Origin of the sequence: Zhongshania aquimaris (genome assembly GCF_019312595.1) — a bacterium.
Lineage (GTDB): Bacteria > Pseudomonadota > Gammaproteobacteria > Pseudomonadales > Spongiibacteraceae > Spongiibacter > Spongiibacter aquimaris.
In genome coordinates, this window is sequence record NZ_JAHWDQ010000009.1 from 1 (window position 1) to 13443 (window position 13443).

At 49.0% G+C, this 13443-nt stretch carries 12 protein-coding genes, 5 tRNA genes and 1 rRNA gene; 17 read left to right on the plus strand and 1 reads right to left on the minus strand.

The window, feature by feature from the left end; translation table 11 throughout:
• Positions 1 to 5 precede the first annotated feature (5 nt).
• Positions 6 to 121, plus strand: a 5S ribosomal RNA gene (gene rrf / locus KXJ70_RS18740).
• A 634-nt stretch (positions 122 to 755) separates the two neighbouring features.
• Here the strand turns inward: rrf and KXJ70_RS18745 are convergent.
• Positions 756 to 1088 (minus strand): hypothetical protein, encoded by a 333-nt coding sequence (locus KXJ70_RS18745; RefSeq protein WP_219045090.1) that lies wholly within the window; start codon positions 1086 to 1088, stop codon positions 756 to 758.
• Between the two features lie 215 nt (positions 1089 to 1303).
• Here KXJ70_RS18745 and birA point away from each other — a divergent pair, with 215 nt between their 5' ends.
• From birA to rpoB, 16 genes are all read left to right on the plus strand, one after another.
• A complete protein-coding gene (gene birA, locus KXJ70_RS18750; protein ID WP_369409817.1) occupies positions 1304 to 2263 on the plus strand; it encodes a bifunctional biotin--[acetyl-CoA-carboxylase] ligase/biotin operon repressor BirA in 960 nt (319 codons plus the stop codon).
• A 1-nt stretch (position 2264) separates the two neighbouring features.
• Positions 2265 to 3005, plus strand: a complete 741-nt coding sequence (locus tag KXJ70_RS18755; RefSeq protein WP_219045091.1) for a type III pantothenate kinase — start codon at positions 2265 to 2267, stop codon at positions 3003 to 3005.
• A 9-nt stretch (positions 3006 to 3014) separates the two neighbouring features.
• Complete coding sequence (locus tag KXJ70_RS18760) at positions 3015 to 3698, plus strand: SPOR domain-containing protein (protein WP_219045092.1); 684 nt, start codon at positions 3015 to 3017, stop codon at positions 3696 to 3698.
• 36 nt (positions 3699 to 3734) lie between these two features.
• Positions 3735 to 3810: transfer RNA gene (locus KXJ70_RS18765), tRNA-Thr, on the plus strand.
• 92 nt (positions 3811 to 3902) lie between these two features.
• Positions 3903 to 3986, plus strand: a tRNA-Tyr gene (locus tag KXJ70_RS18770).
• A gap of 36 nt (positions 3987 to 4022) precedes the next feature.
• Positions 4023 to 4096 (plus strand) — tRNA-Gly (locus KXJ70_RS18775).
• Between the two features lie 32 nt (positions 4097 to 4128).
• A tRNA-Thr gene (locus tag KXJ70_RS18780) sits at positions 4129 to 4204 on the plus strand.
• Positions 4205 to 4307: 103 nt separating this feature from the next.
• Entirely contained in the window at positions 4308 to 5531 is a 1224-nt protein-coding gene (gene tuf / locus KXJ70_RS18785) for an elongation factor Tu (RefSeq protein WP_219045093.1), read from the plus strand.
• Between the two features lie 44 nt (positions 5532 to 5575).
• A tRNA-Trp gene (locus KXJ70_RS18790) sits at positions 5576 to 5651 on the plus strand.
• Positions 5652 to 5722: 71 nt separating this feature from the next.
• On the plus strand, positions 5723 to 6088 hold the full coding sequence (gene secE, locus KXJ70_RS18795; protein ID WP_219045094.1) for a preprotein translocase subunit SecE: 366 nt from the start codon (positions 5723 to 5725) through the stop codon (positions 6086 to 6088).
• 9 nt (positions 6089 to 6097) lie between these two features.
• Positions 6098 to 6628 carry a transcription termination/antitermination protein NusG gene (gene nusG / locus KXJ70_RS18800; RefSeq protein WP_219045095.1) on the plus strand — a complete coding sequence of 177 codons (531 nt, stop codon included), beginning with the start codon at positions 6098 to 6100 and terminating at the stop codon, positions 6626 to 6628.
• A 172-nt stretch (positions 6629 to 6800) separates the two neighbouring features.
• Positions 6801 to 7232, plus strand: a complete 432-nt coding sequence (gene rplK / locus KXJ70_RS18805) for a 50S ribosomal protein L11 (protein ID WP_219045096.1) — start codon at positions 6801 to 6803, stop codon at positions 7230 to 7232.
• Entirely contained in the window at positions 7232 to 7930 is a 699-nt protein-coding gene (gene rplA, locus KXJ70_RS18810) for a 50S ribosomal protein L1 (RefSeq protein WP_219045097.1), read from the plus strand. The genes rplK and rplA overlap by 1 nt, the downstream gene beginning before the upstream one ends.
• Before the next feature lie 283 nt (positions 7931 to 8213).
• A complete protein-coding gene (gene rplJ / locus KXJ70_RS18815; RefSeq protein ID WP_219045098.1) occupies positions 8214 to 8741 on the plus strand; it encodes a 50S ribosomal protein L10 in 528 nt (175 codons plus the stop codon).
• Between the two features lie 44 nt (positions 8742 to 8785).
• Positions 8786 to 9163: a 50S ribosomal protein L7/L12 gene (gene rplL / locus KXJ70_RS18820; protein WP_219045099.1), complete on the plus strand. Its 378-nt coding sequence runs from the start codon at positions 8786 to 8788 to the stop codon at positions 9161 to 9163.
• A 188-nt stretch (positions 9164 to 9351) separates the two neighbouring features.
• A complete protein-coding gene (rpoB, locus tag KXJ70_RS18825; RefSeq protein ID WP_219045100.1) occupies positions 9352 to 13428 on the plus strand; it encodes a DNA-directed RNA polymerase subunit beta in 4077 nt (1358 codons plus the stop codon).
• Positions 13429 to 13443: the final 15 nt, after the last annotated feature.

The following is a 13443-nucleotide window of genomic DNA, read 5'->3' on the forward strand; positions in this document are numbered from 1 at the left end:
GTTTGCCTGGCGACCATAGAGACATGGAACCACCTGATCCCATCCCGAACTCAGAAGTGAAACGTGTCATCGCCGATGGTAGTTTGGGGTTTCCCCATGCGAGAGTAGGTCATCGCCAGGCTTTAATTTAAAACCCGAGATTCATTAGAGTCTCGGGTTTTTTTATGGGTTGCTGGAAGTGGATTCCGCTAGGCGAGACCCAAAGCGCTTCGCGGGGCCGACTCACCCAAAGCGTTCACTTCGTTCACGGGGCCTGCCCTCGTCAGGCTCCTAAATAAAACACAACCCCAGCAGGAAGACCTACTGGGGTTGTGTTTTATTTAGGATGGTGATTATCTTCTCTCACTAAGCATCGGTCTCATGCGTACCCAGAGCATTTCCTGCGGGCACTGCTCGCAACACAATGTAGGTCATCACGCTGGCATTGATATGGCCAAAGCACGCCCTTCGGTAACGAGCAGACTCAGTAATGCGCTCGACGCAAGAGGTGTTCTTACACCCCGTACCGGTCCTGACGGCAGCACGCTGGACGGTAAGCGCAAAAGCAGGTGCGCACGCGATACAGTAAAATCATCACGGTAGGTATTGTGTGACGGTGGGCCTTAAGCTTAGCATCCAACTTCTCCCCTCAAGCATCTCACGATGGGCGGCGTAAAATGGACGGTCGTGTTTATGCTAATAAACATACATAAAAGCCCCGCCAGATTTCTTAGTCGGGGCTTTGGTTTGCATACTGCGATGGTATTTCTTAAGTATTATGTATCAAGCTGGCGAACATCTACGTGTCTAACATCTGTGTTGCGCTTTATGATTTCCACAACTCGATAAATCATTGAGACTTCTTTTACTCGCCCTGAAATATAGATGCTCCCATTTCGACCGTCGATCTCTAGCTGGCCGGCTAGTTTTTTATCTGTTATTAGGGTGTTGATTACTTCACTGATAAGCTTCTGGTGCATATCTGAGTATGTGCTTGAGTAAAAGCTAGCGCGGACGTGAATGCTGTCATCTTGCGCTGGAGTGGCAAATGCTAAGCTGCTAGAAAGTAAGGATATTGCGGCAGCCGTCGTAATTTGTCTTAAATTCATGATAGTGACTCCTCATATCCGAGGGGCGGTCCGCAGTGATTAGCATGCGGTCAAATTTCTATGTGTGAATGGCTTGAGTGGATTTTAATTGGTTTATAACTCTATTTTATAAACGTAGCTGACCATTCCGTGTTGTCAATTTTCGGTATGGCATCAGTGCTGTAAATATTCTGATATTATCCGGTGCTAATAAGTGGTGCTCGGGTGTTAATGGTGTGGAAATACTAAATATATTGGCTGACGGTGAATACCATTCTGGCGAGGAGATAGGTGCTCATCTAGGGGTGAGTCGGGCTGCTGTTTGGAAGCAATTGCAGAAGCTCGAAGTCTTAGATTTAAAGATAGAGTCAGTAAAGGGGCGCGGATATCGTTTGCTTGGCGGCATAGATTTACTTGATGGTGTGAAAATAAAACACGCCTTGTCGCCTGAGGCGACTGTTGCTCTCGGTCAGCTTGATATTTTTCCTTTAATTGATTCTACAAATAGCGCAGCAGCAATCGCTATTAAAGAGGGGCGTGGTGCGGGTTACTGTTGTTTTGCTGAGCAGCAGAGTGCGGGTAGGGGGCGGCGTGGCCGACAGTGGCAGAGCCCTTTTGGTCGAAATATCTATATGTCGCAGGTTTGGGAATTTCAGTCTGGTGCCTCGGCGCTGGAGGGTTTGAGTTTGTCTGTGGGCTTGGCGGTGTTGCGCGCTTTAGACGGGTTTGGTGTGGCTGGTCTTGGCTTAAAGTGGCCCAATGACGTATTGCACGAGAATAAGAAGTTAGCTGGTATATTGCTGGAGATGCAGGGAGATCCCGCAGGTGTTTGCCAAGTTATCGTTGGTGTTGGTTTAAATGTGAACATGAGCGGTTCCGATACTGATGGCATCACTCAGCCTTGGACTGATTTGGCTCAGATTGTTGGTGCTGTAGATCGAAATAAGCTGGCTGCGGAATTAATCTCGGCTCTGAGCGTAGTTTTTGACGAGTTTTCTGCGGGTGGTTTCGCCGCGCATAAAGACGAGTGGAGTCGCCACGATGCCTTTGCTGGCCGTTCGGTCAAAGTTCAACTTGGTGAGGCTTATGTGGAAGGTGTGGTTGCTGGTTTGGACCGCAGTGGTGGCTTGATCTTAAGTACTGCAGAAGGCGATCGGGTCTTTAGTGGTGGCGAAGTGAGTTTGCGGGGCGCTTAAATTGGGTCAAGTCTTAGAGTTGGATGTTGGTAATACTGCAATTAAATGGCGGTGCCTTGCGACGGATGGTGCTGTCCTCGGCTCGGGTCGTTTAGTAGGCGACGTTCAAGGTGTTGATGAGCTGCTGTTGCCGGATATTAATTTAGTTCGCATAGCATCGGTTGCACATAGTGATCGAGAGGAGCAATTGAAGAGTTTACTGGTATCGTCAGGAGTTAAATACCTAGTAGCGACGTCGCAAGTGGAATGCGCAGGCCTTAGAAGCGCTTATGAAGATGCTTCAAAGCTTGGTGTTGATCGTTGGCTGGCAATGGTCGCCGCATTTAAAGAGTGCCGCGGCGCATGTGTGGTTATTGATGCTGGTACTGCGTTGACGATAGATGTGGTTGATGCGCATGGTCAGCATCAGGGAGGATACATACTGCCAGGAATTGAGCTCCTGCTAAAGGTGCTTAATGACGGGACCGGTAAAGTGCGCTTTGGTCAAGAGAGAGCAAGGACCATTGCGCCTGGTATAAACACGGATACATGTGTGCATAATGGCAAGTGGTTGAGTTTGCTTGGTGCAGTTTGGCTTGCATTAAAAGAGGCCGATTTGATTATTGGTGGTCGTTACGATGTCTTTATCACAGGTGGTGATGGTTTGGCTTTAAAAGAGTTGGGGGGGGCGGCCGCTGAGTCATGGCACTTCAGCGAAAGTCTGGTTCTGGATGGGTTGGCTCCAGTGCTGACGAAGGCGTAGGGGGTTCGCGTGCGTTGGTTCTTTCTTTTATTGCTTGCTATTAACGCGGTGTTTTTTGCGAGTCACTGGACTAGCTCGTCCTCCGGCGGTTTTGATTTGCCATTAGTAAGTGCTGAGAAAAATAATATTTCTCTACTGTCGGAGCTTGACAGAGAGGGTTCCTTGTCTGCAAATGGCGCCCTAAATATTGCTATTACTGAACCAAGTGTCGAGGAAGTGTGTTTGCTTTTAGGTCCTTATAAGGCCAAAGAAGAGCTTGGCGGTGTCATTGATGAGATCAGTGGTTCTGAATTGTTAATCGAGACCTACGAGCGCAGTGCGGATTATTGGGTGTATCTGGGGCCTTATTCATCTTTTTCTGGTGCGGCAAAGGTAAGTTCAGAATTACGTGATAGGCGAATTGATAATTTCATCATCCGCAGTGGGGAATTGCAGAACGCGATTTCCCTTGGTGTCTTCACGACGGATGAGCGTGCGAACGTCCATTCCAAGGGTTTGCTAAAGAAAGGCTATAGTGCGGCAGTTAAACGCGTGGTGAAGGAGGGTGAGCGATATTGGTTAAGTTTCCGTGGTCGAGAGGGCGAGGACGGCTATGTCACCGCAGCGAAGCTAATGCAGGAAAATGTGGATAATAACAAAAGCTTGGAGAAAAAAAGCTGCAATCTGATTGCGTCTTACAAAGAGTTAGACTAGAATGCCGGCCTCGTTTGGAAGCGACGTGGTAGCTAAGCTGGCGTAGCTCAGTTGGTAGAGCAGCTGACTTGTAATCAGCCGGTCGGGGGTTCGACTCCTCTCGCCAGCTCCACATATTTTTCTAGCGAGCTATATTTTGTTGTTCATCAGCCGAAGTTTGGTTGTTAAGTATATGGCTCGAAAGAAAATTTTCCGTTCTCTTGGGGTGGGGTTCCCGAGTGGCTAAAGGGATCAGACTGTAAATCTGACGCGCGAGCTTCGGTGGTTCGAATCCACCCCCCACCACCATTAATTGCAAGACTTGCCAGCGGATAACTAGTTTCAGCGGGTATGGTTCAATGGTAGAACCTCAGCCTTCCAAGCTGATGGTGCGGGTTCGATTCCCGCTACCCGCTCCAGTTTGGGCAGGTTTAAAAGAGAGATTTTCGGCGCTCATGTAGCTCAGTCGGTAGAGCACTTCCTTGGTAAGGAAGAGGTCACCGGTTCAAATCCGGTCATGAGCTCCATTAAAATTTGGCGACAAAAGCTGATTTGGTCAGCTTTTGTCTTTTTGTAGTGGCTTGACGAAAATAGTGACTTGACGAAAAAGTCCGCTAGGAGACTGTCGCAATGGCTAAAGAGAAGTTCGAACGTAATAAGCCCCATTTAAACGTGGGCACCATTGGTCACGTTGACCATGGTAAAACAACGCTGACAGCAGCACTGACGCGCGTATGTGCGGAAGTGTACGGCGGTAAAGCGGTCGCGTTTGATGGTATCGATAACGCACCGGAAGAGCGTGAGCGCGGTATTACTATTGCGACCTCGCACGTTGAGTATGATTCATCAACTCGCCACTATGCTCACGTCGACTGCCCAGGTCACGCTGACTACGTTAAGAACATGATTACTGGTGCTGCTCAGATGGACGGCGCTATTTTGGTATGTGGCGCGACTGATGGCCCAATGCCACAAACTCGTGAGCACATCCTGCTGTCACGTCAGGTTGGTGTACCTTACATCGTTGTGTTCCTGAACAAGGCAGACTTGCTGGCTGAAGATTGCGGCGGTGTGGGCAGCGAAGAATACAATGAAATGCTTGAATTGGTAGAAATGGAGCTGCGCGAGCTGCTCGATATGTACGAATTCCCAGGCGACGACACCCCAATCATTGCCGGTTCTGCTTTGATGGCATTGAACGGTCAAGATGACAACGAGTTGGGAACGACCGCTGTTGCAAAATTGATCGAAGCGTTGGATACCTACATTCCACAGCCTGAGCGTGCGGTTGATCTGCCGTTCCTGATGCCAATCGAAGACGTGTTCTCGATCTCTGGTCGCGGTACTGTGGTAACTGGTCGTATCGAGCGTGGCATTCTGCGTACTGGCGACGAAATCTCTATCGTTGGTATTCACGACACAACCAAAACCACCTGTACTGGTGTCGAGATGTTCCGCAAGCTGCTTGACGAAGGTCGCGCTGGTGAGAACGTAGGTGTGTTGTTGCGCGGTACTAAGCGTGATGACGTAGAGCGTGGTCAAGTATTGGCTAAGCCTGGTTCAATTACTCCACATACTCGCTTTGAAGCAGAAGTGTACGTGCTGTCAAAAGAAGAAGGTGGTCGTCACACGCCATTCTTTAAAGGCTACCGTCCACAGTTCTACTTCCGTACCACAGACGTAACAGGTGCTTGTGAGCTACCTGAAGGTACTGAAATGGTTATGCCTGGCGACAACGTGAAAATGGACGTAACGTTGATTGCGCCAATCGCGATGGAAGAAGGTCTGCGTTTTGCAATTCGTGAAGGTGGCCGTACTGTTGGCGCCGGCGTTGTTGCTAAAATCGTAGAATAAGCCCTATTTATTGGGTGTAAGGCCGAGCTTAGCTCGGCACTTGTAGGCCAGTAGTTCAATTGGTAGAGCACCGGTCTCCAAAACCGGCTGTTGGGGGTTCGAGTCCCTCCTGGCCTGCCATTTACGTTAACACCGCTTCGCGTAATGCGTAGTGGTGTTTTGCGCTTAGCAAAAAAGGATATGACTTAACGATGAGTGCTAAGGCGGAAGACGCTAGTCGCCTCGACGGCTTAAAGTGGAGCATTGTTGCTGTACTGATCGCGGTTGGTGTTGGCGGCAATACGTATTTTTCTGGCGAATCCTTGCTTTATCGCGTTATTGCCTTGTTGGTATTAGCGTCTGTAGCAGCTTTAATTGCGTATCGTACTGAAAAAGGTGCGGCATTTTTTGAGCTGTTGAAGGGTGCGCGTACGGAAATCAGAAAAGTAGTCTGGCCGACGCGTCAGGAGAGCACACAGACCACACTGATTGTAGTGGCGTTTGTAGTTGTGGCGGCATTGATTCTGTGGGGCTTAGACACTCTGCTGGGTTGGCTGGCATCCATGGTTATCGGCTAGAGGTAGGGCATGACAAAGCGTTGGTATGTTGTACACGCCTATTCTGGGTACGAAAAGAAAGTGGCTCTGGCATTAAAAGAGCGCATCGAACTTTCGGGCTTTGCTGATCGATTTGGTGAAGTCTTGGTTCCGACAGAAGAAGTGGTTGAGATGCGTGGCGGGCAAAAGCGCAAAAGTGAGCGCAAGTTTTTCCCCGGTTACGTGTTAATCCAAATGGAACTCGGCGATGACACTTGGCATTTAGTTAAAGAGACGCCAAGAGTCATGGGCTTTATTGGTGGTAAGGCAGATAAGCCTGCGCCAATCACAGAGAAAGAAGCGCAGGCGATATTGCAGCGGGTTGAAAGCGGCGACAAGCCTAAGCCCAAAACACTGTTTGAACCAGGCGAAATGGTTCGCGTTATCGATGGGCCGTTTAATGACTTTAACGGCGTGGTCGAAGAAGTAAATTACGAAAAGAACCGTTTGCATGTTGCGGTATTAATTTTTGGGCGTTCTACACCGGTCGAATTAGATTTCGGCCAAGTAGAGAAGACCTAGCGCTGTGCGCTAGTCTGTCGAGCGTCTGGAGTCAGGCGCTTGACGCTAAAAACTTTTGGGGCCTAGCCCCGATCGTCCGACGTCAGACTTCCGACGTCAGACTCTTTTAAACCGGGGAGCCGTTGACGAGCCGTGAGGCTTTGAGGTGTTACTACCCAATTGGAGAGGTAATATGGCTAAGAAAGTACAGGCTTATATCAAGCTGCAAGTTGCTGCTGGTGCAGCAAACCCAAGTCCACCAGTTGGTCCTGCTTTGGGTCAACACGGTGTGAATATCATGGAATTCTGTAAGGCATTCAACGCTCAGACCCAGAGTCTTGAGAGTGGTATGCCAATTCCTGTTGTTATCACAGTCTACTCAGATCGTAGCTTCACTTTCACTACTAAGACGCCACCAGCATCGTTTTTGCTGAAAAAGGCCGCCGGTGTGAAAAGCGGTTCAGGTACGCCTAATACCAAAAAAGTTGGCAAGGTAACCCGCGCGCAACTGGAGGAGATCGCGACTATCAAGATGGCCGATCTAACTGCTTCTGACATGGAAGCGGCTGTGCGTACAATCGCGGGCAGTGCTCGTGCCGCCGGTATCGAAGTGGAGGGTGTGTAATGGCTAAGCTAACAAAGCGCCAAAAGGCAATTCGTGAAAAAGTAGTTGCTGGCAAACAGTACAGTTTTGAAGAAGCAGTTGCGTTACTAAAAGATGTTTCTGTTGTTAAGTTTCCAGAAGCTATTGATGTAGCAATTAACCTTGGTGTTGATGCGCGTAAATCGGATCAAGCGGTTCGTGGCGCAACGACTCTGCCAAACGGTACAGGAAAAACTGTGCGCGTTGCAGTGTTCACTCAGGGCGAAAATGCTGAAAAAGCAAAAGCAGCTGGTGCAGATTTTGTTGGTATGGATGATCTTGCCGAGCAAGTTAAAGGCGGCATGATGGATTTTGACGTTGTTGTTGCATCTCCGGATGCGATGCGCGTTGTTGGTCAGTTGGGTCAGGTGCTTGGTCCACGCGGCCTTATGCCAAACCCAAAAACCGGCACTGTAACTGCTGATGTTGAAACAGCGGTTAAAAATGCTAAAGCGGGTCAGGTTCGCTACCGTACAGATAAGAACGGCATCATTCACGGCGCGATTGGCACAATCTCTTTCGAGGCCGGCGTGTTAAAAGAAAATCTAGAAGCCCTGCTAGGTGATTTGCGTAAAGCAAAGCCATCTTCAGCAAAAGGCGTTTACATGAAGAAAATTACCCTTTCTTCAACGATGGGCCCTGGTATCGTTATTGATCAGGCTAGCCTGGCGTTAAAATAATTTTTGGGCGCTTGCGTCCAGAATAAGACGCTCTTTTCGGAGGGCGTTTTCTGGCTTTGTGGTCTTTGACAGCTGACCTACTGTGTCAAAAGACAGAGACCATCAAAGACCGTAGGTGGGATTAGATTTTTTAGATCTAAACCCTTAATAGGTGTGTTGACTTGTCAACGTTACCGGCACCGGCCTACGCAGATGGTGGATTGGATTTGTTCACCAGCAAACGACCTTGAACCTTGTGTTTTTGGTCTACGGTAATTAACTGACAAATCCAGGAGTTATCCAAGTGGCATTAAGACTCGACGACAAAAAAGCGATTGTAGCTGACGTTAACGAGACTGCCGCTAGTGCATTGTCATTGGTTATTGCTGACGCCCGCGGGTGTACGGTAGGCCAAATGACAGAGCTTCGCAAATTGGCGCGTGAATCCCAAGTGAACGTACGAGTAGTGCGTAACACCTTGGCGAAACTAGCGTTGAAGGGAACGGAATTCGAGTGCGCAGAGCAGGCCTTTAAAGGTCCATCTCTGCTGGCATTTTCGATGGAAGATCCTGGTGCGGCGGCTCGTATCTTCAAAGATTTTGCGAAAGATCACAAAAACTTTGAAGTGAAAGCACTTGCGGTTAGTGGCCAATTGATGGGTGCAGATCAGTTGGATGTACTGGCTAAACTGCCGACCCGCGACCAAGCGCTGTCTATGTTGATGAGCGTGATGTTAGCACCGGCAACCAAACTGGTACGTACAATGAACGAAGTCCCAGGAAAATTGGTTCGTACATTAGCTGCCGTTCGCGAGCAGAAAGAAGCTGCGTAAGCGGCGTTTAATTTTTTAGTAATTGACACAGTAGGGAGTTTCACATGGCTCTGTCACAAGACGATATTTTGAATGCAATCGCTGAAATGAGCGTAATGGACGTAGTTGGTCTAATCGAAGCGATGGAAGAGAAGTTTGGCGTTACTGCAGCTGCTGCAGTTGCTGCAGCTCCTGCTGCCGCTGCTGATGCTGGCGCTGCTGCTGAAGAACAAACTGAGTTTGACGTTGTTCTGACTGCTGCTGGCGACAAGAAAGTTAACGTGATCAAGGCAGTACGTACGATCACAGGCTTAGGCTTGAAAGAAGCGAAAGAAATGGTAGACGGCGCACCATCTACTGTTAAAGAAGGCGCTTCTAAGGCTGATGCAGACGCAGCTAAAGCAGCACTTGAAGAAGCAGGCGCTAGCGTCGAGCTTAAGTAAGTTGCTTGTTGGCCTGCTTGCGGGTCAATCTCAAGCGAGGCTGGTGGGTTAAATCCCGCCGGCCTTTTGTTGTTTGAGAAATTACAGTCAGCGCCTGTGAGGGGGCTGACCAGCGACAGATAAACTGTTGCACTAACGACACCGCCGCCGGTCGCGACGGAGTCAAGAGATGATGCTGGGGAGTACTGATGGCTTACTCGTACACTGAGAAAAAACGTATCCGCAAGGATTTTGGCAAGATGCCGCACGTCATGGACGTGCCCTATCTCCTTGCGATTCAGCTGGATTCCTACAAGAAGTTTACGCAGCAAGGTGTTTCCGCTGCTGAGCGCGGTGAGCATGGCTTGCACGCTGCTTTTAAATCAATATTCCCGATAGTTAGCTATTCCGGAAATGCTGCCCTTGAGTACGTTGATTATGTGCTAGGCATTCCTGCATTTGACGTTAATGAATGTCAGCTGCGTGGCGTGACTTACTCTGTGCCGCTGCGGGTGAAAGTTCGCTTGATAATTTATGATCGCGAATCTGCCAACAAAAGCATCAAAGATATAAAAGAGCAAGAAGTCTACATGGGCGAAATTCCGCTCATGACCGAAAACGGTACCTTTGTAATTAACGGTACTGAGCGGGTTATCGTGTCTCAGTTGCACCGTTCACCTGGTGTGTTCTTTGATCACGACCGTGGTAAGACTCACTCGTCTGGCAAGCTTCTGTATTCCGCGCGTATTATTCCTTACCGTGGATCATGGCTTGATTTTGAATTCGATCCGAAAGACCAAGTATTTGTTCGTATCGACCGTCGCCGTAAATTGCCAGCAACGATTTTGTTGCGCGCCTTGGGTATGGCGGCAGAAGAGATTCTTGATCTGTTCTACGACGTCAACACGTTTAAGGTTGCCAAAAAAGGCGGCTTTACCATTGAGCTAATCGCTGAACGTTTGCGTGGTGAAGTCGCGACCTTTGATATCTGCGCTAAGAACGGCGAAGTTATCGTTGAAACCGGTCGTCGTATTACCGCACGTCATATTCGCCAAATTGAAAAAGCTAATTTGACGCAGCTAGAAGTGCCGGTTGAGTACTTGATTGGTCGTGCCTTAGCGAAAGATATTATCGACAAAGCCACTGGCGAAGTGTTGTTCCCTTGTAACACTGAAATTACAGCGGAAATACTGACGAAGTTGGAAGAGTCTGGTGTTAGCGAAATCGACACCCTGTACACCAATGAGCTTGATTGCGGTCCATACGTTAGCGACACTCTGCGTTCTGACCCTACCAATAGTCAGCTTGAAGCCTTGGTAGAAATTTACCGCATGATGCGTCCAGGTGAGCCACCGACCAAAGAGTCAGCGGAAAACCTGTTCCAGAATCTGTTCTTCTCTGCAGAGCGCTATGATCTGTCGACCGTTGGCCGGATGAAGTTTAACCGCCGTATCGGTCGTGAAGAAATTTTAGGCGCCGGTACACTGGATCAAAGCGACATCGTTGCAGTTATGAAAATGCTGGTTGGCATTCGTAACGGTAAGGGCATTGTCGATGATATCGATCACCTCGGTAACCGCCGTATTCGCTCTGTTGGCGAAATGGCAGAGAACCAATTCCGTGTTGGTTTGGTACGTGTAGAGCGCGCTGTTAAAGAGCGTCTATCGATGGCTGAAAGCGAAGGTTTGATGCCGCAAGACTTGATTAATGCTAAGCCTGTGGCTGCGGCAGTGAAAGAGTTTTTCGGTTCGTCACAGCTGTCTCAGTTTATGGACCAAAACAACCCGCTGTCAGAGATCACGCATAAGCGTCGTGTTTCTGCGCTTGGGCCTGGTGGTTTGACGCGTGAGCGTGCCGGCTTTGAGGTCCGTGACGTACATCCGACCCATTATGGTCGTGTATGTCCAATCGAGACTCCTGAAGGTCCGAACATCGGTTTGATTAACTCTTTGGCTACATATGCGCGTACCAATGAGTACGGTTTCCTTGAAAGCCCTTACCGCAAGGTTAAGGACGGCAAGGTCAGTGATGACATTGAATACTTGTCAGCCATCAATGAAGCTGAGGAAGTTATCGCTCAGGCTTCTGCTGCGATGAATGACAAGGGTGAGTTAACTGACGAGATGGTTGCTGTTCGTCACATGAACGAATTCACCGTAATGCCGCCAGAAAAAGTAACCTACATGGACGTATCGCCCAAGCAGGTTGTTTCGGTGGCAGCGTCTTTGATTCCCTTCCTTGAGCACGATGACGCGAACCGTGCATTGATGGGTTCGAACATGCAGCGTCAAGCAGTACCTACACTCAAGGCTGACAAGCCTTTGGTTGGTACTGGGTTTGAGCGCTATGTGGCGTCTGACTCAGGTGTGTGTGTTGTCGCGCGTCGCGGTGGTGTGATCGATAGTGTGGACTCGTCACGTATTGTTGTTCGTGTAAACAACGACGAAGTTCAGCCTGGCCAGCCACCTGTTGATATTTACAACCTGACTAAATACACCCGTTCTAACCAGAACACCTGTATTAACCAGCGCCCAATTGTTAGCGAAGGTCACGATGTAGTTCGCGGAGACATCCTAGCTGACGGTCCGTCGGTTGATTTGGGTGAGTTGGCACTTGGTCAGAACATGCGCATCGCGTTTATGCCGTGGAACGGTTACAACTTCGAAGACTCTATTTTGGTGTCTGAGCGTGTTGTAAAAGAAGATCGTTTTACCACCATCCATATTCAAGAGCTTACTTGTATTGCTCGTGACACCAAGCTTGGGCCAGAGGAAATTTCTTCTGATATACCCAATGTTGGCGAAGGCGCTTTAGCTAATTTGGATGAGTCGGGCATCGTATACATTGGTGCCGAAGTTGGCCCCGGCGACATTCTGGTCGGCAAGGTCACGCCAAAAGGCGAAACCCAATTAACGCCAGAAGAAAAGCTGCTGCGTGCCATATTTGGTGAGAAAGCCTCTGATGTAAAAGATACGTCACTGCGCGTTCCATCTAGCACCAAGGGCACCGTTATCGATGTCCAGGTCTTCACTCGTGATGGCTTAGAAAAAGATAAGCGCGCTTTAGAAATCGAAAAAATGCAGCTCGATCAATTCCGTAAGGATTTGAACGAAGAGTACCGCATAGTAGAAGAGGCGACGTTTGTTCGTTTGTCTAATGCACTGGACGGTCAAAAGATCCTTAGCGGTCCAGGCATGAAAAAGGGCCATGAGCTATCTGCGGCTGGTCTGCAAGAGCTGAAAAAGGATGACTGGTTTAAATTGCGTATGGCTGATGAGCCTCTGAATGCTGCATTGGAAGATGCAGATAAGCAGTTGGGCGAACACCGCAAAACGCTGGAAGAGCGTTTTGAAGATAAAAAACGCAAGCTGACTACTGGCGATGATTTGGCACCGGGTGTCTTGAAAATCGTTAAAGTGTATTTGGCAATTAAGCGTCGTATCCAGCCTGGCGATAAAATGGCAGGACGTCACGGTAACAAAGGGGTTATCTCCGTCATCATGCCGGTTGAAGATATGCCGTTTGATGAAAATGGCGAGCCTGTTGATATCGTGTTGAACCCGCTAGGTGTTCCGTCGCGGATGAACGTTGGTCAGGTTCTTGAAACTCACTTGGGCTTGGCGGCCAAAGGTTTGGGTAACAAGATCGACGACATGATTCGCGAGCAGCGTAAAATTGCAGAAGTGCGTGCTTTCTTGGGTAAGATTTACAACGACGGTGCAGGTCGCCACGAAGATCTAGATAGCTTCAGCGATGAGGCGATTATGGATCTGGCTAAAAACTTGCGTGGCGGTGTGCCCATGGCAACGCAAGTATTTGATGGCGCTGATGAAGGCGAGATCAAAAGTTTGCTGAAGCTTGCTGGTCTTCCAGAAAGTGGACAGTTAAAACTTTGCGATGGTCGTACCGGTCTGGAATTTGATCGTCCAGTCACCGTTGGCTATATGTACATGCTGAAGCTGAACCATTTGGTCGACGACAAGATGCACGCGCGTTCAACCGGTTCATACAGTTTGGTTACCCAGCAGCCACTTGGTGGTAAAGCGCAATTCGGTGGCCAGCGTTTCGGTGAGATGGAAGTGTGGGCGCTAGAAGCATACGGCGCCGCTTACACCTTGCAAGAAATGCTGACTGTGAAGTCGGATGACGTGAATGGTCGTACCAAAATGTATAAAAACATTGTTGATGGCGATCAGCGTATGGAGCCGGGCATGCCCGAGTCTTTCAATGTACTGGTCAAAGAGATCCGCTCACTCGGTATTAATATCGAGCTGGATACGGAATAAACATCGACAACGACT

What these genes read in the sequence shown, in the direction of transcription:
- rplK (WP_219045096.1), top strand. Translation starts at nt 6,801, where the DNA reads ATGGCTAAGAAAGTACAGGCTTATATCAAGCTGCAAGTTGCTGCTGGT.
- rpoB (WP_219045100.1), top strand. Translation starts at nt 9,352, where the DNA reads ATGGCTTACTCGTACACTGAGAAAAAACGTATCCGCAAGGATTTTGGC.
- nusG (WP_219045095.1), top strand. Translation starts at nt 6,098, where the DNA reads ATGACAAAGCGTTGGTATGTTGTACACGCCTATTCTGGGTACGAAAAG.
- rplA (WP_219045097.1), top strand. Translation starts at nt 7,232, where the DNA reads ATGGCTAAGCTAACAAAGCGCCAAAAGGCAATTCGTGAAAAAGTAGTT.
- secE (WP_219045094.1), top strand. Translation starts at nt 5,723, where the DNA reads ATGAGTGCTAAGGCGGAAGACGCTAGTCGCCTCGACGGCTTAAAGTGG.
- rplL (WP_219045099.1), top strand. Translation starts at nt 8,786, where the DNA reads ATGGCTCTGTCACAAGACGATATTTTGAATGCAATCGCTGAAATGAGC.
- tuf (WP_219045093.1), top strand. Translation starts at nt 4,308, where the DNA reads ATGGCTAAAGAGAAGTTCGAACGTAATAAGCCCCATTTAAACGTGGGC.
- KXJ70_RS18745 (WP_219045090.1), bottom strand. Translation starts at nt 1,088, where the DNA reads ATGAATTTAAGACAAATTACGACGGCTGCCGCAATATCCTTACTTTCT.